General features: G+C 40.0%; 22 protein-coding genes. 7 read left to right on the top strand and 15 right to left on the bottom strand.

What is annotated here, in order from left to right; genetic code table 11:
* Positions 1-56: 56 nt before the first annotated feature.
* Both BN6556_RS02885 and BN6556_RS02880 read right to left on the bottom strand, forming a co-directional pair.
* Complete coding sequence (locus BN6556_RS02885; protein WP_066186960.1) at positions 57-2,723, bottom strand: YhgE/Pip domain-containing protein; 2,667 nt, start codon at positions 2,721-2,723, stop codon at positions 57-59.
* Positions 2,724-2,765: 42 nt separating this feature from the next.
* Positions 2,766-3,332, bottom strand: coding sequence for a TetR/AcrR family transcriptional regulator (locus tag BN6556_RS02880; protein WP_066186957.1), 567 nt, complete (start codon positions 3,330-3,332; stop codon positions 2,766-2,768).
* 310 nt (positions 3,333-3,642) lie between these two features.
* Between BN6556_RS02880 and BN6556_RS02875 the strand changes: the two genes are divergently transcribed.
* From BN6556_RS02875 to BN6556_RS02865, 3 genes are all read left to right on the top strand, one after another.
* The gene (locus tag BN6556_RS02875) at positions 3,643-4,485 is read left to right on the top strand and encodes an aldo/keto reductase (protein WP_066186954.1); all 843 of its coding nucleotides are present in this window, start codon (positions 3,643-3,645) and stop codon (positions 4,483-4,485) included.
* Positions 4,486-4,604: 119 nt separating this feature from the next.
* The gene (locus BN6556_RS02870; protein WP_130858838.1) at positions 4,605-5,339 is read left to right on the top strand and encodes a GTP pyrophosphokinase; all 735 of its coding nucleotides are present in this window, start codon (positions 4,605-4,607) and stop codon (positions 5,337-5,339) included.
* Positions 5,340-5,439: 100 nt separating this feature from the next.
* Entirely contained in the window at positions 5,440-6,015 is a 576-nt protein-coding gene (locus BN6556_RS02865) for a GNAT family N-acetyltransferase (protein WP_066186947.1), read from the top strand.
* A 1,022-nt stretch (positions 6,016-7,037) separates the two neighbouring features.
* On the opposite strand, the gene BN6556_RS02855 is transcribed toward BN6556_RS02865, so the two are convergent.
* A complete protein-coding gene (locus tag BN6556_RS02855; RefSeq protein ID WP_066186942.1) occupies positions 7,038-7,676 on the bottom strand; it encodes a spore coat protein in 639 nt (212 codons plus the stop codon).
* Positions 7,677-7,763: 87 nt separating this feature from the next.
* Positions 7,764-9,695, bottom strand: a complete 1,932-nt coding sequence (locus BN6556_RS02850) for a fructose-bisphosphatase class III (protein WP_066186939.1) — start codon at positions 9,693-9,695, stop codon at positions 7,764-7,766.
* Positions 9,696-9,848: 153 nt separating this feature from the next.
* Here BN6556_RS02850 and BN6556_RS22795 point away from each other — a divergent pair, with 153 nt between their 5' ends.
* Both BN6556_RS22795 and BN6556_RS02845 read left to right on the top strand, forming a co-directional pair.
* Positions 9,849-10,154 carry a DUF3189 family protein gene (locus BN6556_RS22795; protein ID WP_078059902.1) on the top strand — a complete coding sequence of 102 codons (306 nt, stop codon included), beginning with the start codon at positions 9,849-9,851 and terminating at the stop codon, positions 10,152-10,154.
* A gap of 10 nt (positions 10,155-10,164) precedes the next feature.
* Complete coding sequence (locus tag BN6556_RS02845; RefSeq protein ID WP_066187392.1) at positions 10,165-10,455, top strand: hypothetical protein; 291 nt, start codon at positions 10,165-10,167, stop codon at positions 10,453-10,455.
* A 304-nt stretch (positions 10,456-10,759) separates the two neighbouring features.
* Here the strand turns inward: BN6556_RS02845 and BN6556_RS02840 are convergent, their stop codons facing one another.
* From BN6556_RS02840 to BN6556_RS02830, 3 genes are all read right to left on the bottom strand, one after another.
* A complete protein-coding gene (locus tag BN6556_RS02840) occupies positions 10,760-11,722 on the bottom strand; it encodes a glycine betaine ABC transporter substrate-binding protein (RefSeq protein ID WP_066186937.1) in 963 nt (320 codons plus the stop codon).
* Positions 11,723-11,798: 76 nt separating this feature from the next.
* The gene (locus BN6556_RS02835) at positions 11,799-12,644 is read right to left on the bottom strand and encodes an ABC transporter permease (RefSeq protein ID WP_066186934.1); all 846 of its coding nucleotides are present in this window, start codon (positions 12,642-12,644) and stop codon (positions 11,799-11,801) included.
* A complete protein-coding gene (locus BN6556_RS02830; RefSeq protein ID WP_066186931.1) occupies positions 12,637-13,857 on the bottom strand; it encodes a quaternary amine ABC transporter ATP-binding protein in 1,221 nt (406 codons plus the stop codon). The genes BN6556_RS02835 and BN6556_RS02830 overlap by 8 nt, the downstream gene beginning before the upstream one ends.
* A 432-nt stretch (positions 13,858-14,289) precedes the next feature.
* Between BN6556_RS02830 and BN6556_RS02825 the strand changes: the two genes are divergently transcribed.
* On the top strand, positions 14,290-14,760 hold the full coding sequence (locus BN6556_RS02825) for a GbsR/MarR family transcriptional regulator (RefSeq protein WP_066186928.1): 471 nt from the start codon (positions 14,290-14,292) through the stop codon (positions 14,758-14,760).
* A gap of 84 nt (positions 14,761-14,844) precedes the next feature.
* Here BN6556_RS02825 and BN6556_RS02820 read toward each other — a convergent pair whose 3' ends face one another.
* The 4 genes from BN6556_RS02820 to BN6556_RS02805 form a co-directional block, all read right to left on the bottom strand.
* On the bottom strand, positions 14,845-15,291 hold the full coding sequence (locus BN6556_RS02820; RefSeq protein ID WP_066186926.1) for an RDD family protein: 447 nt from the start codon (positions 15,289-15,291) through the stop codon (positions 14,845-14,847).
* A 15-nt stretch (positions 15,292-15,306) separates the two neighbouring features.
* On the bottom strand, positions 15,307-16,308 hold the full coding sequence (sppA, locus tag BN6556_RS02815; RefSeq protein ID WP_066186923.1) for a signal peptide peptidase SppA: 1,002 nt from the start codon (positions 16,306-16,308) through the stop codon (positions 15,307-15,309).
* 303 nt (positions 16,309-16,611) lie between these two features.
* Positions 16,612-17,166 (bottom strand): sugar O-acetyltransferase, encoded by a 555-nt coding sequence (locus tag BN6556_RS02810; protein ID WP_066187390.1) that lies wholly within the window; start codon positions 17,164-17,166, stop codon positions 16,612-16,614.
* Between the two features lie 20 nt (positions 17,167-17,186).
* Positions 17,187-18,359 carry an MFS transporter gene (locus BN6556_RS02805; RefSeq protein WP_066186920.1) on the bottom strand — a complete coding sequence of 391 codons (1,173 nt, stop codon included), beginning with the start codon at positions 18,357-18,359 and terminating at the stop codon, positions 17,187-17,189.
* A gap of 200 nt (positions 18,360-18,559) precedes the next feature.
* Between BN6556_RS02805 and BN6556_RS02800 the strand changes: the two genes are divergently transcribed.
* Complete coding sequence (locus BN6556_RS02800) at positions 18,560-19,168, top strand: transglutaminase-like domain-containing protein (RefSeq protein WP_066186917.1); 609 nt, start codon at positions 18,560-18,562, stop codon at positions 19,166-19,168.
* A gap of 46 nt (positions 19,169-19,214) precedes the next feature.
* Here the strand turns inward: BN6556_RS02800 and BN6556_RS02795 are convergent, their stop codons facing one another.
* From BN6556_RS02795 to BN6556_RS02780, 4 genes are all read right to left on the bottom strand, one after another.
* Complete coding sequence (locus BN6556_RS02795; RefSeq protein WP_078059901.1) at positions 19,215-20,000, bottom strand: copper homeostasis protein CutC; 786 nt, start codon at positions 19,998-20,000, stop codon at positions 19,215-19,217.
* 126 nt (positions 20,001-20,126) lie between these two features.
* Positions 20,127-22,661 carry a beta-mannosidase gene (locus tag BN6556_RS02790; protein ID WP_066186912.1) on the bottom strand — a complete coding sequence of 845 codons (2,535 nt, stop codon included), beginning with the start codon at positions 22,659-22,661 and terminating at the stop codon, positions 20,127-20,129.
* 13 nt (positions 22,662-22,674) lie between these two features.
* Positions 22,675-23,742 (bottom strand): Gfo/Idh/MocA family protein, encoded by a 1,068-nt coding sequence (locus tag BN6556_RS02785; RefSeq protein ID WP_066186909.1) that lies wholly within the window; start codon positions 23,740-23,742, stop codon positions 22,675-22,677.
* Between the two features lie 18 nt (positions 23,743-23,760).
* Positions 23,761-24,627 carry a sugar phosphate isomerase/epimerase family protein gene (locus BN6556_RS02780; RefSeq protein ID WP_066186905.1) on the bottom strand — a complete coding sequence of 289 codons (867 nt, stop codon included), beginning with the start codon at positions 24,625-24,627 and terminating at the stop codon, positions 23,761-23,763.
* Positions 24,628-24,648 lie beyond the last annotated feature (21 nt).

Genomic DNA, 24,648 nt, shown 5'->3' with positions numbered 1-24,648 from the left:
TTACTTCTATCATACACTTTTCCATTATCAAAACCAATAGCTTAAGGAAAAAGGACTTATTCAATTAAGCGACTTTCTTTTGATTTCTCCGTCGTTTTCTCCATTCGGTTGGCTAATAATGGTTTTAATACTACCCCAATGACAAGAGCAATCACTAGAAAAATGCCTAACAACATTACATTATACCAAGCAATCTCCGGCACTAGTCCTGCCACTGCCTCTCGCATTAAATCAATCGCATAAGAGAATGGCATATACGGATGCAATGCCTGGAAAAATGGCGGAGCAACTTCAATCGGAAACGTGCCTCCACCGCTGGATATCTGTAATACTAATAATACGATCATCAGTGCCTTACCGATATTGCCTAATATTGAGGCAAAAGTATAGACAATCACCATAAACACGATAGCGATCAACACACTAAATAGGATAAAATAACCCGTTTCCTGTGTGTATACATTCAGGATCGTAATGTCGCCAATACTAACAATCAAAGCCTGTAAGATCGCAATAATCAAGAACAAAATCATTCTGCCAAAGTAAATCTGGCGCGAGGTGTAATCTTCTCTGTAGTCCTGCTTGTGTAGACCTGTAGCCAGCAAATTGGATAAAAGCAACGCTCCGACCCATAAGGCCAATGTCGTATAAAAGGGTGCGTTAGCAGAACCATAGTTTGGCACAGGAAAGATATCATCCTCCACTAATTCTACTGGATTGGCAAAAAAATCATTTTCATCAGCCAAGTCATTTCTTAACAGCGCAATCAGCTGGTTCAATTGATCCTTATTTTCTATCTCATGCATCTTATCGGAAGCTTCAGATACCTGACTTTGTAATTCTGGCAACCTGTCCCTGCTGAATGACGCTAATTCATGAATAGCTGACTCCACTGTTGGCAGATTTTCCTCGATTTTATCCACCGTGTCTAAATAAGATTGTTCTATTCCTGGCAAATCTTGTTCAATAAAATCAGCCAATTTGTTTACCTTTTGTTCTACGGTTGGCAGATCATTCTCCATAAACTGTTGAAAAGTACCTATCGAATTGACTAACACCGGAAAGGTTTGTTGGACTTCCTGATTGATTTCCTGCCAGCGATCCTTTATTGCCGGCATATCTTCTCTCAGCTGATTAATATCTTGATCTGCTTGCTCCAGCACGCCATCAGCATTGGATAGCAACGATTGTAACACGTCATGAATTTCATGCAGCTGATCCATATTAAAATCGGCAGAAGCAACTGTTTCTTTCATTTGATTAAACGCTCCATTTAAACTGCTTTCCCCATTTGTCTCCAGCCAGCTGGTAAGAGAATTGGTGTGCTGCTGCGTTGTTTCAATATCCGCTTGTAACGCCGTCTTCAGCGACTCGTCTAGTGTCTCCAGCCCGACCAATTGATTAACGTGTTGTTCCATCGATTCGAAACTGGATTGAGCAGCCTCGATCTCGTTAATAAAACCAGCGATTTGTTCATCACCTGATAGATCATATAATCGCTGATATATTTGCGCATTACTTTGTAAATAAACGATGTGCTGGGTAATCTCCTGCTGACTCTGCTGCACAGCTTGTTGATGTTCCCTTACGCTCTCATCAGCTTCTATATTCTGCATGGTTGTCTGTAAGTCTGACATCGTTTTATCCATGCGTACCAATTGACTTTGAAAAGACTGAATAAATGGTGCGGCAGTTAAATCTGCCTCACCAATCACTTGTTGAAATTCCGCTATATTTTCTTCAATGGAGGAGGCTTGCTCGTTCACATTATCCAGTTGATTGCCGATACCCTCCATCTGTTCTCGAGTGTCTGCAATATGCTGTTGTGATTGATCGAGGAACTCTTCTGCTTCATCAAACATAGAGCCAATCTGATTAAAGCCATCAACCGCCTTTTCTAACGTTGGAATATTTTCCTCCACTTCAGCAATCGGACCACTTAACTCATAAATTCTCGGAATCTGCTCCTGTAGTGCCAGGATTTGATCTGCCCCCTCATGAATCTGTGGCAAGTAATCTTGAATAGCCATAAAGCGATCGATTTGTTCCTCAATATTACCCCAATCCTGCTCTACTCCTTCAATAAAATGACCGATATTAACAATCTCCGGCATTCGGTCATCTAATTCAAAAAGAGAATGTTCGATGCGTCGGATCGTTGGTAATTCCTCTTCGATTCGGATACCCAGGTTATCGAACTCCCGGAATAGTGTATTCGATGTCTCTTCCACAAATTGATCGTTAATCATATTCACAATCGTAGAGGCACCTGCCGAGGTCATTTTAGGTGCTATCGCATTCTTTTTCTGATTGACCTGATAGCGTACCGAAGTTTGGACAGGTTCTCCATCTACAATTTTCACTAATTGCTCCGAAAAATCAGAACCTACAAAAATACCAGCATAATAATCTCCTTGACGAATCCCTTCCTCAGCTTGTTCTTCATCGGCAAACACCCAGCCAAGACTTTCATTTTCCTTTAGATTATTTACCAGTTCTTGTCCTAAATTAACCTCTTCCCCTTCTAACTCTGCTCCAGCGTCCTCATTTACAATAACTACTTTAATATCTTCGGTGTTGGCATATGGATCCCATGATGCTCCTAAATTAAACCATGCATATAAGGAAGGCAGAATAGCTAGCCCCAATAAAAGTAACGCAACCAGCGGCACACGCCTAAGATTGCGTAAATCTTGCGCAAATATTTTCCACACATTTTTCATCTCTCAATTCCCTCCGTAAAATTCCGAAACTCCTATTAGCTATTATGGTTGTAACCCCTCAATAAAATACAACCGAATTAAAGCAGCCGCTCTTTCACGCGATATCGGCGAATGGTGCTTTTGCCAATCATGAATGAGATTGATATACATTTTATACATCAAGAAGGCCGTGATCTCTGGATCACACGAGCGAATTTCCTCTTTTTCGATTGCTAGCCTGACTTTGTCAGCAATATAAACACAAATTTCTTGTTCAAAAGAATCCAATACCTCTTTAACAATCGGCGTGCCAAAATCATTTAGCTCCAATGAGAGCTTTACCATTAGATCATGTTGTTCTCTGAATTGCAGAATCGCATATAATGCAGCATCAAAACGCTCAACAAACCCTTCACTTGCTTGAATATGCTGATCTGCCACCATGCGCATCTCTACCGCCAAAGATCTGACAATTTCCTTCAACAATTTTTCCTTATTACTAAAGTACAGATATACCGTTCCTTTTCCCACTTGAGCGATCTTTGCTACCTGCTCCATCGTCGTTGCCTTATAACCATATTGGGAGAAGGATTGGGCAGCAGCATTGATAATTTGTTGTTGTTTATCCATGTCATCTCCTCTTTCTTATGACTATAATACTAAAACAGTCATTTGTTTAATTTAACACGTTTTTGCAAATCTTGCAATGATTCGATCTGGATCTATACAAGTTGAAGGAAATCATGTCTCATGGATCGGATAGGTGCTCTTGATCTATTCACACGAATGGATCAAACGAGGTATTATCAGGAAATAATGCGAGCAAGACTTTCCTGTCACACGTTTTTGTTACATTTATAAGTTCAACTTATATAGTGTTTTAAAAAGAGGATAAGGTGGTATATGGAAAAGAGATATAATACAAAGGAGGATGTCTATCATGCAAGAAGTTATACCGACAAGAACGTTAAGAGATGGGCTAGATATACCAGTAATCGGCTTTGGTACAGGAGGACTCAAAGGAATGGACGGCGCCCAAGCGATTACAAGTGCTATTCATAATGGCTATCGCTTGCTGGATACTGCTTACAATTATGAAAATGAAGGAACGGTTGGCGCAGCTATTAAGCAAAGTAATATTTCTCGGACAGAATTATTGATTACCTCCAAGTTGCCCGGCCGCTTTCATGGATATGATGATGCCGTACACGCTATCCAAGAATCGCTTTTCCGTGCTGACTTGGATTATTTTGATCTTTACTTGATCCATTGGCCAAATCCTAAACAAGACAAGTTTATTGGGGCTTGGCAGGCATTAATCGACGCCAAAAAATGGGGATTGATTCGTTCCATCGGAGTCAGTAACTTCCTTCCTGAACATATCGAGCGTCTGGAAAAAGAGACAGGTGTCTTACCAAGCATTAATCAGATAGAGTTGCACCCATTCTTTAATCAGGCAGATCAGCGTCAATGGCACGAAGAACATGACATAGCGACAGAAGCTTGGAGCCCATTATACCGGGCACAAGATATCACAAATAATTCTGTTTTACAGCAAATTGCTGATAAGTATCAAAAGTCTGTTGGGCAAGTGATTTTACGTTGGCATTATCAGATTGGCACGATAACCATTCCAAAATCCACTTCCCCACAAAGACAAATTGATAATCGATCGATATTTGATTTCGCTTTAGACTATGAAGATATGGAAGCTATTGCTGAACTCTCTAGCGATAACGGTCGAATAAACGACCAAGACCCAGCTGTTTATGAGGAATTTTAAATAAAAAAAGGAGACACAGTGTAATATATTTTACCGTTTTTACTCATTCTTTTCTTTGACTTCCTGCTGTTACTCCTTAATAATAGACATAACATCTATTATAAAGGAGTTACCTAATGATGGACTATCAATCCATAGAACTAGAAGACATTAAACATTGGAAAAAAGAGTTATTACGTTTTATTATGGCTTATGATTTCGCCATCAAAGAACTAACAACCAAAATTAATATACTAGAAGACGAGTTTCAGCATATTCACGATTACAACCCAATCGAACATGTCAAATCAAGGGTAAAATCACCAGAAAGTATTTTATTTAAAATCAAGAAAAAGGGACTACCTATGGATTTGCCAACTATTCGCGAGAATATTCGCGATATCGCTGGCATTCGCATTAACTGTTCCTTTGTTTCCGATATTTATCAAGTAGCGGATATGCTGGTTCAGCAAAAGGATATCACGCTAATTGAACAAAAAGATTACATTCAACATCCAAAATACAATGGATATAAGAGTCTCCATCTGATTATTAAAATCCCCATTTTCATGTCTGACAGGGTGGAGGATGTGTATACAGAGATTCAGATTAGAACGATTGCCATGGATTTTTGGGCAAGCCTAGAGCATAAAATATATTATAAATATAATAAGGCGATCCCACAGGCATTGAAAGATGACCTAAGAGATGCTGCCCTATCTGCATGGGAACTGGATCAGCGTATGGAACGTATTAACGCAGAAGTAAATCAAATTAAAGAGGAAGAGCATATACGTCATAAGCAAGCGGAAGAAGAACTCGTCTTTCCTCCCGAGTTCCTCAAGCTATTAACCGAAGAAAAACAAGATGACTAACCAAAACAAGCCCTATGGCCACACTATCTATGTGGCAAGGGCTTGTTGCTTTTTTTCATAAAGCATGATAGTGTATTTAAAAATATAGGAGGGATGTTTATTGCAGACGGAAGATATTTATCGTAACATGCCACAGTTAGCGACAGAACGATTGTTATTAAGAAAAATCACAATGGGTGACCTGGAAGATATCCATGCCTATGGTTCCAATCCCAACGTGGCAAAGTATGTAAGCTGGCCAAGACATCAATCACTTGCAGATACAAAAGAATTTCTGGAAATGACATTATATCAATATGAGAATGCCTTGATCGCACCTTGGGGAATAGAGCATAAAGAAGACCATAAGCTCATAGGAACGGTTGGTTTTGTCAGTTGGAATCCTGATCAATACATGGCAGAGATTGGTTATGCCTTAGCGGAGGATTATTGGAATAGTGGACTAGTAACAGAAGCTACAGAGCGCATACTAGCTTTTGGCTTTGAAGAAATGCAGCTAGAACGAATTCAAGCCAAATGTATTGCCGCCAATATCGGATCTGCTCGTGTGATGGAAAAAGCCGGTATGACCTTTGAAGGTACCATGCGAAAAGCTATTTATCATGATAACCAACATTGGGATGCCAAACTATACGCTATTATAAACGAAGATTTTCATCTTACAAAGACTATTTAACCTATTCTATCTTTAAAAACAAAGAAGTGTCGCTGAAGACGTGTCCAAGTATAGGAACAAGACGAAAGCAAAGTTTACTTGAATCGCTTGTTAACTTATGCTCTGTGTTTTACTGTCTTATCAGTACTCCAATTCGTTCAAGTTAAAACTTTTTCAAATCCTATTATATCAAGAACTATCTATTTCTTACTTTTTTAAAAAACCGGGTCACCCGCCCGCCCTTTATTACTACCCGAAATTAGATATGAACTGCCGATTAGACGGATTATGTTAAGTATTTAGTTCAATTATTCCATGTAGTAAAGTTGATTGTTTGTCAGTGCTAGGAAACGCTCCGAAAATAGGTTCCGCTTTCCGCGAGACAAGGCTTTAGCCTCCTCGTCAGCAAAGATCGCTTCCTGCGGGGTCTTCACACTGCGCTTTTCTCGCAGGAGTCTCCACCTATTTCCTCCGCTGGGTAGTAGTACTACAATCGAATGGCTGCGAAGATGAAGTGTTCCAGACACTATATTTCTGCCAATAAGTAAACCGCATAACCTTTTTCTGAGAACGATTCGATCATACATTATGGCTTTTATAAAATGAAGGAGCCATTTTGTAGCATGATCCATTACACAGTTGAAGAATCAGTTGACGATTTTTTCCTTTTGTTACAACAGTGTCTAGGTACCTAGAATGCTTTCTCCTTGCAGTGATAACCATTGTAGTACTCCAATCTAGCGGAGGGAATATGCGGAGACTTGAAAATGGTTTACAGGCTAAAATCGCAACGTCCTGTGCATCGCAGGACGAGCTGAAGATCCACTTGTAAAAGTGCTCTTCTTTTGCAAGTTAGCTGAAGCCGGCCCCGCGGAAAGCGCAGCATCTTCCTGCAGCGCTTGCTTTGCACAGATAAAACGATCAAACTCACCACTAAGAAAGTGAGCTACTAAACATAATCCGTCTTATCGGTACCACCATTCGTTTAAGATCAACTCTTTTAAAAAAGAAGCTCCTTTCGGAAGCTTCTTTTCCTTTTTGCCTTAATGCATACCTTGTTGGCCTGCTGGCGCATAGCCTTGTTCCATCATTTGCGTATCTTGATCACTTAGTTTTGGTAATTGGTAATAGCCATGCTTGTTTTGGTATAAGAATAACTCATAAGCCATTTCCAACATATTAGGAATACTATCTGCAATCACACGACGCAAAACTGGTTGATTCATCTCGAGCGCTGCAGTCGTCATGCCAGTAGCAACGGTTTTAGTTTGACCCAGCATAAACGAAGAATAACATTCATCCGTCAACTCATTAATCGTTTGCTTCGGTTGTTTAGGCTGACCGGGTTTTAAACCGTAGATAACCTCATTGCTTTCTTGCATTTTATATTCCTGTGTCGGCACTTGTGGATCGCGTCCCGTTTGAAATACACCAATAACCGTGTTATACAGCTGTGTCGTAAAAGCCGATTGACGCTGCAGTATATTTTTTAATTGGGTATCCTGGATATGCTGATCATACAATTGATATTGTTCTAACATACCGATAAGACTGCCAATCACCTCATGGGTATCCATCATTTCATGTGCACTATGATTACGTGTATTTGCTTGGCTCCCCATGTTTGGCTGCGAAGACATCCCTTGCCCTTGTGACATTTGTTGATGATTTTGCAATTCCATAACCTCCTGTAAAATAGATACTTGTTTAGTTTTCACAGAAGTTCGGGACTTATGTATAAAAAAAGAGGATTTTTCAATTCCTCTTTTTCAATTGAAGTAACGATAAGTCATTAATTGCTGCAGGTGGTCTATTTCCTTTAATAACAGCTGACCAATATTCGTTTCGCGAACTTTTTTTCGCTCCAATTCCTTATCCACCACTCTACGAACAGATAAGACATCTGCACCTTCTAACAATACCTCTTGTTTTGAATTAAAATGTTGATGCGCCACTAATTGCATGCCATAAGAATTATACAACAATGTATATCCAGCAATACCGGTGGTAGACTGATATACTTTGGAAAATCCTCCATCAATAACGATCATTTTCCCATCTGCTTTGATTGGGTCTTCTCCTTCAATTTCTTTTACTGGGGTATGTCCATTAATAATATGTCCTTGTTCAGGATCGAGATCAAATTCTGCTAAGATATTACAGCATATTTCTTTACTTTCACGTAAAAAATAATATGGATTCTTTTTTTCTTTATGGGCTGCTTTATCTTTTATAAAATATCGTTCAAAGGTGGTCATTGCTCGCTTGCCAAACAGTGAGGAGAATTCTCCTGTCCATAAATACCACACCATATCAGTAGCCAAATCATCAGCAAATTCTTTGTTGGCAAAGGCTTGACGTAAATAATATTCAAATTGGTCTAGCAGATCACGTCCCTGGTATTGTTCGCCTTCAATCTCCATTTTTTCCATATTACCATCTTGATCCACTGGGATACAGCCATGTATAAGCAGATTGCCATTATAACGCAAATAGAGATTCCCTTTTTTCATTAAAAAACGCATATGACGACTAAGCTTTTCGGATTGCTGTACGGCAAAAAGTAATTTTTCAATCACTTCTTCCTCTTCCGGGAGTAATTGATCAGGCTGCTCAGGGTTAACAGTAGCAAAGCAGGTATCTTCTAGAGAGTAGGTGTCTCCATACAAGGTGATCGTTTGCTGTTCATAATTCACCTTTTCTAATACAAGTCTTTCGTCCATGTTAAAAAATGGACGCCGTTTAATAATTGGACTTTCTAACTTAAATTGAATCATAGCGATCGCTTGATGCATTTTGGTAATTTGGATTTCTTCTTCTGTGGAAAGGCTTTGACCTGGTGATTTCTTTGGACGAAAAGATGGATTATCACCATAATACCTTTCCGCTAAATTAAGTAGGGGACGCAAATTGATTCCATAGGCATCCTCGATTATATCCAAATTATCATACCGCGCACAAATACGTAAAATATTGGCTAAGCAAACCTTAGATCCCGCATAAGCTCCAATCCATAGCACATCATGATTTCCCCATTGAATATCAATGGAGTGATGATTAATTAAGGCATCCATAATTTTATCTGGTTCTGGTCCACGGTCATAAATATCTCCAACTACATGCAAATGATCCACTACTAGGCGCTGTGTCGTATAAGCAAGTCCGGTAATCAACTTGTCCGCTTGATTTAATGAAATGACCTGCTGCACAATCTTTTGGTAATACGTTTTTTTATTCATATACTCATCACTTTTATATAACAGCTCTTCAATCACGTAAACAAATTGCTTTGGCAAGGCTTTTCGCAATTTGGAACGTGTATATTTCGAGGATGCATAGGCAATTAAGTGAATCAATTGATGAATTTGTTTGGTATACCATTCATCCAACTCTCGTTTTTCTGTTGTATTATTTTTAATTAATGTCAATTTATCTTCCGGATAATAAACCAACGTGGCAAATTCGGATATTTCATCCTCGGATAATGTGTCCTTGTAAATGTCATGGATTTTCTCCCTTACTTTACCTGACCCATTTCTGAGCACATGTTGAAAGGCTTGAAACTCCCCATGCAAATCACTGACAAAATGTTCTGTCCCCTTTGGCAGATTGAGGATTGCTTCCAAGTTAATAATTTCTGTGACAACTTTTTCTTCACTATCGTACTTTTCTGCTAATAAGTCCAAATATGCAGTATTCAATTGAATACATCCCCTTCCCCAAAATATATACTATAAAATATAACATTTTTCGAATAATAAATACAACACATTTGCTGTTTTTGATAAATATTATACATTTTTGTATAAATGAAATATTTGGTATATAATTTTGCATTTTCTTCATAATAAGGTATTGGTAGACAAAACAATAAATACGTAGTACCTGCACTCGAACATTTAGCAGTCATTTTTCAAGAAAAACATGCGATACAGGAGAATTTTATTCTTTCTAATACTTCTCCTACCGTTCCTTTTGTGATGTCAATAGGCGGGATGATGCTAGCTAGGGGACTCCACCTGAACCCACTTGGTGAACCATTATTAGTTATTGGCACGCAAAAATGCTGTATAGAGATCCTACAACTTGTTACAACTACTAAGGAAGCTGCGCAGCAAAGTAAGGCACAAGCGATTGTATTGGAAAACAAACAAAAATGAGGTGATACTAATCGAATTTCCAACAATTCATACTAACATATGGGATGGTACGATTGCCGTCCCTGTCATCATCATCTTGACACAGTGTATCAAAGTATTTCCCATTCCAAGGCAATTTTATCCTACGGTTGCAAGCATATTAGGCTTTATTATTTCCATCTTTATTAGTCATCGTCATGATTTGTGGGCAGGAGTGTTTATGGGGGCGTTTTATGGGGGTGCGGCTATCGGAACCTATTCTTCTTTAAAGACTTCATGGGTGGCATTCAAGAACCATAGACAGCAGAAAAAACAGACTTAAACCCGATCGTTGCTCTACGGATAAATCAAATTAGTCATTAACTGCTGATGTTAAATCGCTTTGAGATATGAATAGTGCACCAAGCTCTTCCGCAGCACTTCCTAGCACCGACAAACACTCAACTTTACTACATGGAATAGAAGGTCCGACTACTTTATATCATTCAATTTATCGAGACTCCCATTTGTTCAGAGGAAAATTTTCTTATATATTTTTCTATCATACAAAAAACTCCCCTTCAAGTAAACTATCTGTCTACTTAAAGGGAAGTTACTATTACCAGATAAGCTGGTGTTTTAGCGAATTATTCGCCTAAGCCTTCTGTCCATTTTTCAAGAAGATCTGGATTCTCTTCAAGGAATTGGCTTGCGGCATCTTCTTCGCTTTCGCCACCATTAATAGCTACAAGTAAATCATTCTCGATTTCACCATTATAATCTTCTGTAAAACGTTGAACTACTTCATACGCTGCAGGTGAATCTTCTTGGAAAGTTGTATTTGCTACTGCTTCAATACGGTCACCATCACCACCATAAATTTCTTGTGGATCTTCTAGCATTTTTAGATCCAATTCAGCGAAAGCCCAGTGTGGCTCCCAAAGTGGTACAATAATTGGCTCTTCATTGTCCATTTTTGATTGTAATTCAGAAAGCATAGCCGCTTCAGAACTAGCAAGAAGCTCCCAATTATCTAAGCCATATTCTTCGATAGCAGTTTCTGTGTTCTGCATAATACCTGCACCAGAGTCAATACCAGTAATCGTCCAGTCAACAGACTCACCTAACTCTTCATTGCCTTGAAGGTCTTCAATGGAGTTTACATCTTCCATGTAAGAAGGAACTGTTAAAGCTAGTGGGGCTTGGGCAACAAATTCCCCAACAACTTCCACATCATCTTCGTATTCTTCCCAATAAGACGCGTGTGTTGCTGGCAGCCAAGATGCCGTCATAAACGCCGCGTCACCACTTGCAACACTTGACCACATCGCTCCTGCTTCTACCTGTGTATCTTCCACCGTATAGCCAACTTCCTCAAGTACTTGCTTCAACAACGGTGTACGTGCAAGCGCACCTGCCCAAGCAACATATGGAACGGTAAGATCCGTTTCACCAAGCTCTGCGCCGTCTGCACTTTCACTACCATTGTCCGTATCTCCATTGTCCCCTGAACCTGCATCTTCTTCATCACCACTGCCGCCACAGGCTGCTAATAACATAACCAGCGCAAGCACTGCGATAAAACCAAATAATTTGACATTCTTAATCATTAAGAAGTCCCCCTTTTTTAAAATTTAATATATAGTTAAGATTTTGGGGGATGAACCCCTAAAATCTATTAACTAGCTATTTCTTCCTGTTAAATCCTTGTGTAAAGCGGTCCAACAGCATCGCTAAGATAACTAATGAAAGTCCGCCTTCAAATCCAGGTCCGATATTAACCTGTGTAACAGCCCGGTATACAACTACACCAAGTCCAGGAGCCCCTACCATCGAAGCAATAACAACCATGGATAAGGATAACATAATGGTTTGGTTAATACCTGCCATAATCGTTGGCGTGGCAAGTGGTAATTGTACCTTTCCTAACCTTTGCCACGTTGTTGAACCAAAGGCATCTGCCGCTTCAATCAATTCTCCATTAACTTGTCTAATACCAAGATTAGTCATTCTTACCGTTGGCGGCATCGAGAAGATAATTGTAGCTACAACACCTGGAACCATACCAAGGCTGAAGAATACCACTGCCGGAATTAAGTAAACAAAGGCAGGCATGGTCTGCATAAAATCCAAAATGGGTGTAATAATCGATTGAACAAGACTTTTTTGTGACATCCAAATACCAATGGGTATCCCAATAATCATCGATATAACCACCGAAACGATGACCAGTGACACGGTTTCCAATGTCTCCGGCCAATAACCTAGATTGTTTATTAATCCTAATCCAAGTAATGCAAATACCCCTATTTTCCAATTGACAACCCACCATGCTAATAAGGCAACAATAATAATTAGGGCAATTGCCGGTATCATTTCTAATAGCAAAACGAAGTTCTCTGTAATAAATTCAATAACGTTTGTAATAACATCAAAAAAACCAGATAAATGATCGGTTAAGAAATCTTCAACCTTTTCTATAAACCTATCTAAAGGCAACTTTGGAAATATTGCACCTTCTGACTTATCCATCTGCCTTCACCTCCCCGTTTCCGTTTAGCACTTGATCATTACCCGCAAGTGCACCGATAACAGAGCCTCTTACGACAATACCAACCAATCTGCCATCTTCGTCAATCACAGAAAGTGGCGCTTTTTGATCGGCCATCGGTTCAAAGGAATCGGTCAGTAATGTATCTGGTGTGATGGTTGGAACATCCGTTACCATGACATCCGTAATCTGTTTTCCTTCTTTATCTGCAGCGTCTGCTTGATCTGCTGTGATATATCCAAGGAATTTTCTTTTTTTGTCCACGACATAAATCGTTGATACGCCATTTTCTTTCATTAACCTTAGAGCCACTTTCGGCCCTTTGTCCGATACTACGGTTTCTGCCCGTTTCATAATATGGTTTGCCGTAAGTACCTTGGAAAGGTCGACATCCTCCACGAAACGTTCTACATAATCGTTCGCGGGATTCATCAGGATTTCCTCTGCTGTGCCGATTTGCACGATACTTCCATCTTTCATTAACGCAATCCTGTCACCAATTCGAAGTGCTTCATCCAAATCGTGTGTGATAAAGATAATCGTCTTCTGTACGGATTCCTGTAAATCCATTAATTCATCCTGCATGTCTTTACGAATTAACGGGTCAAGCGCACTGAAGGCCTCATCCATTAATAGGATGTCTGGATCATTAGCTAATGCTCGAGCCAAGCCAACACGCTGCTGCATACCACCAGAAAGTTCATTTGGGTATTTATCTAAATAATCCCCCAAACCAACTAACTTCAATGCTTCACGTGCCTTTTCCTGGCGATTTTCTTTATCAATTCCTTGAACCTCCAGGCCAAACTCGGTATTACGTAAAATCGTTTTGTGTGGAAGTAAGGCGAAATTCTGGAAGACCATACTCATTCTTTTCCTGCGCATGTCTCGAAGCTGTTCCTTGTTCATGCTTGTCACATTCTCATTTTCCAACTTAACTTCACCTGAAGTAGCATCAATTAAACGGTTCAGCATACGGACAAGGGTGGATTTACCACTCCCGGATAACCCCATGATTACAAAAGTTTCTCCAGCTTCTACCGAAAAAGAAGCCTGATTAACCCCAACGGTACAACCAGTTTCTTTTAAAATCTCTGCTTTTGATTTTCCTTTACTTAAAAGCTGCAGTGCTTGTTTTCGCTGTTTGTGTTTCCCAAACACTTTGGTTAGTTTGTCTACTTCGATAACCGCCATATCACTCACCTCTCTCATTTTTCTATTTCTCTGTCGGTCATTGTTTAAGCCTGATATAACGGCTAGTTGTGAAGCAGTACTGCCACCGCCTAGACAATTGAACGTTCAAATATCATGTCATTTGGCTCAGTGCTTTTCGATCAGTTCCCCAAAATATTTACTTATTTTAAACTAGAATCGATCAATCACTAACTTTCATCAGGTCAATAGGCTTTCGCTTACTGTAATACTATATAACATTTTACCCATTCAATTCAAACATTAAATTCAGCTGATTTCAAATGTTTTTTTCGTAAAGTTTAGACTGTACGTACTTATTATGGCATATTCTCTTAATTACTACATTTATCTCTTTCTAACTATCTCATTTCTGATTTTGATTTTTTTTATATCTAGTGTAGCCTTAATTTACAAGCATTTTAGGAGGATTATATGAACATTCAGAAAAAAGAAAATATCATCCACCAAACTATTCATGCCTTCTCACAAACCATTGAAATGTTTGGTTTATCTCCATCTGATGCCCGCTTATTTGCTTTTTTATATTTACATAAAAACCCATTAACACTTGATGACATGTGTGAGGCCTTGGGGAGAAGTAAAACATCGATAAGTACTGGCATTAGGAATTTAGTAGAAATGAACCTAGCAACTCGTGTATGGCAAAAAGGGGTGCGCAAAGATCTATATCAGGTAAACTCAGAATTATTTGAACTATTCGTGCATGCCTCCGTTGCAAAATGGGTCGATCACACCAATCAGCAGCGTGGCACGTTAGAAGAGTTACTGAAAACACTTCCACATGATGATGACAACGAAGATTTAAAACAATCTCTTGAAGAATTGATTGCCTTTCATCAAGAAATAGGGGGCGCCTTTCAAAAAATGAAAAAAAGCGAATAAGCACAGCCTATTCGGCAGTGTTTACTCGCTTTTTAAACGAACTTACCTTGTGCACTCACTCATTTCCTTGAGCGAGTGCACGTTTTATTTTTCTGTGAAGACCACTCGGGTATTCCCAATCATATCATGTAAGCCCTGCTTCTGTGCCGTAAACGCGACAAAAAGATAGAGCAACATGGTTAGCTTAAAGATATTAAAGATAAAACGACCGACAACCTCGCGAAAAATAAGGTCGCTCCATTGCAGTGCCTGCTTATCTTCCCTAATCACCTTCAAACCAAAAATCATCTTACCCAACGTCTGTTGAAAGTATTTCGTCATTAACAAGAAGTACAAGTAAAAGATAATCCCTCCAAGGATACCTGTCACTGTCCAAAAACCGATCGTTAATGGCTGGCCATCATTAATGAAAACAAATGGCAGCAATAAGATACCGCTAATGCTAAAGACGACAATACTATCTACGAGATAGGCCCAAAATCTCATCCAAAATCCCGCATATCGCTGAACGACTACTGTCTGTTCTTCCACGTTACCGACACCTCCTTATTCTGAATATAAGTACATGGCACGCGGTGCATTATTTTGCTGAAGTAATTCCTTCACACCATTTAGCTCATGCTGTGATCCCATCATATTTTGAGCTACTCCGCCAAGCCATTGATTAAAATAGGCGCCTTCTTGATATTCAATTACCGGTGCATTTGCTAAATCCTGTTCTTCTTTCATCATAGCAACGGTGTCATCGAAGCTGCCTAATTCATCAACCAGCCCTACTTCCTGTGCCTGAGAACCAGTGTACACACGGCCATCTCCTAATTCACGCACTCGATCTTCTGTCATGTCCCTGCCATCGACAATAACCTGTACAAAATCAGCGTACATGTCATCAATCATGGTTTGAAGTAATTCGCGTTCCTCGTCCGTCATATCACGAGTCGACGACATAATATCTTTAAATTCGCCACTTTTGATCGTGTTTACATCAATTCCTAATTGATCCGCCAACTCTGAGAAATTATAACTTTCCATGATTACCCCAATCGAGCCAGTCAACGTTGCATTATGGGCAACAATCTTATCAACAGGCGCAGATATGTAGTAACCACCTGAAGCAGCGGTGTTCCCCATCGATACATAGACTGGTTTATCATAGGTTTCTTTAATTTCTACTATTTTATCATGGATTTCAGCACTCTCGACAACACCGCCTCCAGGGGTATTGACTCGCAATATAATACCTCCGACACTACTATCTTCTCCCGCCTGTTCCAACATCTCCATAAAAGATTGATGATTGTAACCAGTAGACATGAAACTAGCAGCTCCACCACTGTCCTGAATAACACCATTCACATTCAGAACGGCAATTTTTTCATTTCCTGTACCTGTTTCCACCGTTTCTTCTGCATAACTCTTTGTTTCATCCCCCATCTCAAACATTCGTGTGAAATCTGTCGTGATAATGGAAGAAAAGAATTGGAAACCTATCGATACAAGGAATAATCCCACTGCTACAGATAGGGCTATCCATCGTTTTACACTCATTGTTTATGTCCTCCCTTTCGCTGTTTTACTCATAAGTGGATCTTTCACTCCTCTAATATCATACCTGTATTCATAATCTTTGAAACATCGATATGAAACAACGGTCTTTACATCCACTGTTCTTATTATGTACGAATTTTCTAGTAAAATGTTTCAGATTTTTCATTCTAAGTGCGTGTTCAAAAGCCGACTATCAGATCAATGAGACATTATTTCATTCAACTTATTTACTTTCACAGATCTAACATCCATTATATCCCTCTTCATTCCGGTTTTTTATTGTAATAAGCTATTGGTAACATATTACAAATATTTAATCACCTTCGCTGGATTACCGCCTACCACTACATTATGGGGTACATCCTTTGTCACCACTGCACCAGAACCTATCACAACATTATCTCCAATCGTGACGCCCGGGTTAATAATCGCTCCGGCACCAATCCAGGCCTTATTTCCTATCGTTATTGGTTTGGCATATTCCTTACCAGAGGTACGTTCGTTAGGATCTAATGGGTGTGTAGCGGTCAATATTTGCACACTTGGACCAATCATACAGTCATCCCCTATTCTCACTTCACATACATCTAACACCGTAAAATCGAAGTTCGCATAAAAATTTTCGCCAACATGTAAGTTATAGCCATAGTCAAAGCGAATATTGGGTTCCATTCCTATGTTTTCACCAGTTGAACCAATTATTTCTTTTAACAAACGGACACGCTTTTGCTCTTCAGCTGGACCGGTAGCATTAAATATATGGACCAATTCCCTTACCCGATGCCGTTCTTCCGTTAAAACGGCATCGGTGGCATCATACAATTCTCCGGCTAACATTTTCTCTTTTTCTGTTTTCATCATTATTCTATTCTCCTCCTTTATTTTAATACATACAACAGTCGTTCTGAGGCGATCAACATCAGGGCGATGATCAGCACAAGAAACATTGGAAAAATGGCAATACTAGTCTGTGTTGCGATAAAACCAAGTAATGGGGGAATAAACGTCGTTCCCGTATAAGCGGTCGCCATTTGGTACCCCATAATCGATTGGGAATGAGTAGTACCAAAACGGGTAGGTGTTTCATGCAGCATACAAGGAAAAATCGGCGCCAAACCTAAACCAATCAGCAGTAAGCCTGCTAAAGCAAAAGGAATAGGTAATGGTAGAAGCAATAATATCGCACCACTTAAAGCAGTAATTTGTCCTGATCTGATCAGATGATTATTATCAATCTTTAAGGTGACAAAACCAGTAATAAATCGGCCAATCGTGATACCTGCCCAATAAAAGGATATCCATTTGGCAGCAACTGATGGGGAGACATCTTTCACATTGACTAAATAACTGCTCCCCCACAAACCGACAGCCGCTTCAGCCGAGCAATAAAAGAAAAAGGATAGAAGTGCAAACTTGACACCTTTTGTTTGCAGTGGTTTGCTCTTTGGTTGTTTTACTGATTCATCGGTATTGGTTTCTGCCACTATCGTTCTTTTCTGTGTATTCTCTACCTTTTTCCATAGGGGTAATGACAAAGAATAAATAATAACCAAGCTAAATTGAATGATAGCAATTGCCAGATACCCATTACGCCAAGAATCTTGTGTATCAATAAAAAAAGCCATAACAATAGGACCAGAAGTAGCCCCTACTCCCCAAAAACTATGTAGCCAGCTCATATGATGGGCTTTATAATGACGGGCAACGAAATCGTTTAACCCGGCATCAATGGCTCCAGCCCCTAACCCAAGAGGTATAGCGCACAGCACTAACCAAAGCAGAGATGGGGCGAAGTGGAAACCTAACAAGGCAGCAGCTGTCATCGCAGCACTTACCAGAGAAACTTTGCCAACTCCAAAGTGTTTCAATAATTTCCCACTTGCTAAGCTGGATACAATCGTACCACAAGCAATCACCATAAACAGGTAACCAGCTGTATCCAGAGGGGCATCGAAATCCGGACGCATTGCCGGCCATGCTGCCCCTAAAACCGAATCTGGCAATCCCAAGCTAATAAATGCCAAATAAATAATAAGCAATAATAATGTCATACGGTAAAACCTCTTCTATGTATATTTATCCGATTATTATGAGCATTAATCATACTATACCAACCTGAAATATTCTAAACAAATAATCCGACTTTCTTGTTTTTATAAACAAATACAATCGATTGAACGAGAGGTTGACAATCTCTTTAGATTATGTATAATTATTCATAATAATTTATATTTATTAACGGAGGGATCGAATGAATCTTCAATGTACATCTCCTAATCTGGAGGACTATCTCGTTGAATTACCTGCGCTTGATTTTTCTCATCCACTTGTACAAGCTAAATCAGACGAACTATTTACAGCTTACCCATCCGAAATAAGTAAAGTGCAGCGTGCCTTTTGCTTTGTTCGTGACCGAATCGACCATTCATGGGATATACAAGGAAAACAAAATACTTGTAAGGCCTCGGAGGTGTTACAACATCAAGAGGGGATATGTTATGCTAAAACCCACCTGTTAGCTGCCTTACTCCGTTCCCAAGGCGTCCCTACTGGATTTTGTTATCAGCGCTTAACCTTATTTGATACAGCTGAACAAGGTTATTGCATCCATGCATTGAATGCCGTTTTTTTGTCTGATCAACAAACATGGATACGATTAGATGCAAGGGGCAACAAGCCTGGCATCAACGCTCAGTTCTCTGGCGGTAAAGAGCAGCTAGCCTTCACTGTAAGAGAAGAATTAGACGAGAAGGACTATCCCTTTATTTTCGCCAAACCACATCCAAAGATCTTAAACACGTTGACAAGCTACGCTGATCCGATTGATATGTGTCGCTCCGGTTTACCAAATGAACTTTGATATGAATACAGGGTGTCTTTTATAAGAAAAGACACCCTGTATTCATTTATTTCCATTCCATCGGTCGTTGTACGAATGGATGATCATAGGATTTCTCTCTGCGCACCCCTTTGCCAATATGATATTCCTTTGCTTGTACAGTATCATGAAAGGAAAGAAGATTGCTTAGCTGCAGTCCTGATCCCGGCATAATCACTGGTCCGTCCAATTGATCCGCTAATTGGATTAAGCGTAGAATCTGATCTTTGCCTTGTATACAATCCGGTGCACCACCAGAGGTTAGTACTCGTTCTACTAAGTTTGGATAGGTGGCGAGTGTTTGATAGGAGGTTTGTAAATCATTAGAATAATCAATAGCCCGATGAAAGGTGATGCGAATATCCGTTGAGATGGCCTCTATTTGTTGTAGGATCTGTTCATTTATGCTGCCATCTTCATTAAGAGCACCGAAAACAAAGTGATTTATCCCTAGTCGATGTAGTTCTTGAAAATCTTGCAATATTTGTTGCGTATCCTGTTTGCTATAATAAAAACCGTTATCATGTGGTCGCACCATGACTTGCACTCGTATCGATGGTTTCTCATTGATAATGGACCGCAGCAAATCAATATCTGGTGTCAAGCCGTCCTCTTCAATTGCTGAAACTAACTCTACTCGATCATAACCACATTGTTCCGCCTCTAATACATCGTCCTTTGTTAAGGCAATGACTTCAATAATCACATAAATCCCTTCTTCCTGCTTGTTTACGGCAAACATCACGTCGACAATATTCGCCATATTTATTATCATACCACTTTTTTGATTCCAATCATAAAGGGAGACTGTCATCAATGATATTTTTTCCTTCCTTACAGAGATGTAACGAGGGGTCTATCTCTACTAAGCTGGGAGGAACTAAATTGTACTGGAATAAACAAAACGGCTGCTGCCCTCATGGAACAGCAACCTTCTCGTTTACTTTGTAATATAGTCATACATCGATGTTACTTGTAGTTGTTTAACTGGAACTGTATCTGTCACTTCTGGGTCTAATGATTGACAATACCGAACAAATTTCTTGATACCCGGTACAAGATTAAAATTATTATCTTCAAAAAAACCAGTCTCTTCCGCCTGTAGCCAAACATTCGTTGCATAGGATGTCGCTGTCAACACGAAGCCATCATCCGCCAATTCCCATTTAATATGAGGATTTTGCAGATTCAAGTGTTTTGTTTTCTCAAACAAATGGTCTATCGAATCTACCACAGTATCACCAATTAACAACTCACAACGCAATAATGTTTGACTGCGATCGCCCGATGCGATGTTTGCCACATCTTCTTCGATTAATTTACTTGAAGTATTGGCCTCTATTGTCACCTGTTGGTGCTGTTGATCAAGTAATGATCCATTAAAATCATAAAGAGAATAAATCAATGTTGCCTCTTGCTGCTTGATGACATCTGAAACGGCATAAATGGTGAATTGCTCTTCTTTTTGATCGGCAATGATCACCGTCGGTTTAAAGCGGTCTTTCATCGTAAATTGCAATGCCTTCCACCTGCCGTAGTAATCCATGCTTGACCAAGAAGCGACTGGCCAGCAATCGTTCATTTGCCAATACAATGTTCCCATACAATACGGCATATGTAGCCTGTGACCCTCTACTGCTTGTTTAATTGCCTCAGCCTGTAAGATATGACTCACATGCAGAAAGGAAGAAAAATCTTTAGGTTCCTGATAATAACTATCCATATAGGTTTTAATCAAACGATTACCAGCACCATTTTTCTGATGATGCAGCATCACATCAGACTCTAATGCCATCTCCTGCTCCTGGGCGTAGGTTCTTACCGTTCTTTCTTCCGGAAAGGATTGGAACCCATATTCGCTCATAAAGCGGCCAACATTCTGTTTATATGCCTCTAATGGCTGCTGACCATGCCAGACATCCCAATAGTGCATGTCACCTCTTGTTACGGAATCAAAGGTTGCATGCTGTGATGATGTTCCCGATAAATCCTGCATAGGAGAGCTTGGCCAATAGTCCTTAACCGGATCGTTTTGGTCGATCACCTCTGGTAAAATCTGATGAAAGACTTGTTCATAATCCTGCCAAATAGCCTGACGCTGTTCCTCATTATATCGTTGCTTCCAGCCCCATCCAGCCTCTTCAATGTATTCTGTCCAGGCGGAGTCCATTTCATTATTACCGCACCATAAGGCTATACATGCATAATTACGTAGTCGCTTCACTTGGTCCATCGCTTCCTGTTTGACATTGGCAAGGAAGGCCTCGTCACCGGGATACATGCTGCAAGCAAACATGAAGTCCTGCCAGACAAGAATTCCATATTGGTCACAATATTCATAAAAGGCTTCATATTCATAAATCCCGCCGCCCCAAATACGCAACATGTTCATATTCGAATCAACGGCTGTTAATATTTCATGACGATAATCTTCCTTACTGATTCTTGTTTCAAAACTGTCATTCGGGATATGATTGGCACCTTTTGCAAACACAGGGATGCCATTTAATTCAAAATAAAAACTTTCCCCTGCTTCGTCTGCTTTTCTTACCAATTTGATGGAGCGTAACCCCGTCGTCAGCTGATAATCACTCAACACTTGATCGGTAGAAGAGACTACTTCCACATGAAATTGATACAAATGAGCTGCACCTAATCCGTTAGACCACCATAGGCGTGGCGACTCCTTCGTAAATGGTACATCAATCACCTGTTGACCTGCTTCTAGCGTAGCTTGTTGTGTATGCTCCCAGCCATATTGATCGGTAATTTTAATAGTTACCTGTTGCGCCTCGGTTGTTTCCACTTCTACATGTGCTAGTACTTCCGCTTTTTCTTCTGTAATATGCTGTTGCTCCAGGTAAACATCCTGCACTTTTACGTCCGACCATGCTTCGATCGTTACATCTTTCCAAATTCCAGCTGTAACAAAGCGAGGTCCCCAATCCCAACCATAATGATAAGGGGCCTTTCGCGCAAAAACACTCAATTTCTTCTCGCCAACACCGCCATCTTCGGAATGGTCATTATCGGCCGGTAGATTGTAACCTAGCTGATCTGGTTTATCCAAGTCATATTGAACGGCAGAATGGAAATAAATGTGCAGTGTATTTTCCCCAAGTTGCAAATAGTCTTTTATATCAACCTTCCAAATGCGAAACATATTGTTAGCTTTCAGAATCGAATGACCATTCAAACGCACATCTGCATAGGTATCAAGCCCATGGAAGGTAAGTACTACATACTCTTGTTTTAACGCTTCCTCGGTTACTTCGAAAGTGGTCTGATATTCCCAGTCCCGCTTATCTACCCATTGCACATCTAATTCTTTTTTTCCCTCAAAGGGATCTTCTATCATGCCAAGATCCAATAAATCCGTGTGAACGCAACCCGGCACAGTGGCAGTATACCACTCTTCCGCTGTTGCCTCTTTAAATTTCCAGTTGTCTAATTGCCATGTTGTTAGATTCGTCATTTCTCTACACCACCTAGCTGTTAAAATATATTTCTCTTTGTTCTGTACTGGATTGATAGACACCCGTTAACATCTTCATCATCTCCACGCCATCCCCTACTGGCGCAATCGTTGTTGCCTCTCCTTTTACACAAGCAATAAAGTGATCGATTTCTTTTTGGAAACCTTGGACAAAATCAAAGGATAGATGGTCAATTTGTGGTGTGCTATTAAACATAATATTATGCTTTTCCGTAAAAATTTCAAGTGCTGGTTCGATCACTGCCCCTCCCTTATTACCATGGAGGCTAACATTGATTTCTTCTTTTGGTGCATGTAAGGCAAAGCTCACCTCTACAGCAAGAGATGCACCATTTTCAAAACGAATCAGGGCATTTGCCGAATCTTCGACATCATTTTGGTCAGCATCATAATCGGCCGCCTGATAAAAGGATTTGTATTCAATATTGGACCGGTTTCCTAATTGATGATAAGTATTACCACTAACCGATTTTACTTTTGGTTTCCCCATTAAATACCAGCACAAATCGATAACATGCACACCTAAATCAATTAGAGGACCTCCGCCCGATCGTTCTTTATCAGCAAACCAGCCTCCGGGATTACCTAATACACGAATACAAGACGCCTTCGAGTAATAAATATCCCCTAAGTCACCACTGTCAATGAATTTTTTTAATACTTGTGTATTAGTGCCAAAGCGACGTACATAACCTACCTGCAAGAATTGATCCGGATTATCTGTTACCGCTTGCTGTACGGCTTCTGCCTCTTCTACCGTTTTACACAAAGGTTTCTCTGATAAGACACTTTTGCCGCTATTTAATGCAGCAATAGCGATCTCGGCATGGCTATTATTCCATGTACAAATGCTGATTGCCTCTACTTCTGGGTTGGCTAGAAGCTCTTGGTAATCCGTATACGCATAGGAAACGCCAAGATCTTCCGCCTTTTGCTCAAGACGTTCCTGATTGATATCACACACGGCAATCAGTTCAGCTTCTTCTGATTTTTGATACGATTGAATATGCATTTCCGAAATCGACCCTAATCCAATCACACCTATTTTGATTTTGCTCATTCTATTTTTTTCCTCCTTTTAGATAGAATCCCATAGTTGTTTGATATTTTTAAAGGAAATGGCGCTGGCTTGTTTACATTCTTCCATCCCTTCAAATTCGATCGAGATATAACCGTCATAGCCATGATCTTTCACTTGTTTTAATATTTGTGCTAACGGCAAGTCACCGTGACCAGTAATGGCGCCTCGTAAATAATTACCTCCAGCAGAGCCAAACCAACCTTCACCTGGGTTAGAGGCAGTTGCTGTACGAACATAGAAATCTTTAGCATGCAGCATCGTAGTATTCCCCAGACATTTAGGAACAGCTACTGCGGGATCCTCATCGACACAAACAAAATTTCCTGTATCCAAGGTATGACCAAAGTTTGGTCGATTCACCTTAGCGATGATTAAGTTGATGCGATCACTTGCCTGCAAATAGAAACCATGATTTTCAATACTTGTCACAATATCATACTGCTTGGCATAATCGGCAATCAGCTGACACGCCTTTACAATCGTCGGCAAATCCTGATCAAACTGTTCGATCGTTCCCTCTTGCGGTGGCTTAAAAGACACGTCATGCCGCATTCTTTTGACACCTAACTGATTTGCGATATCCACTTCTTTTTTCACGCGTTCTATTTCCTGTTGAAAAGCGGTTTCATCTCCAGACAAGAAATCGGCGCCAATGGCATAATTGGAAATAGCCAAGTCTAACTCTTTTGCTTTGGCTGTAATTGCCTTGATTAGCTGGGGATTCTCCGTTAACGAATAACCAATCGGGACAATTTCGATATGCTCTCCACCTAATTCTTTCGTCCATTCCATCACATCCAAAATCGTCATTTCTCCAGAATGAATCGCCTGTGCTAAACTATAAGAGCTCATTCCTAATTTCATTACATATATCCTCCTATGGTG

This window comes from Gracilibacillus timonensis, from assembly GCF_900086715.1.
GTDB classification, from domain to species: Bacteria; Bacillota; Bacilli; order Bacillales; family Amphibacillaceae; genus Gracilibacillus; species Gracilibacillus timonensis.
This window is presented reverse-complemented; position numbering and strand designations above follow the sequence as displayed.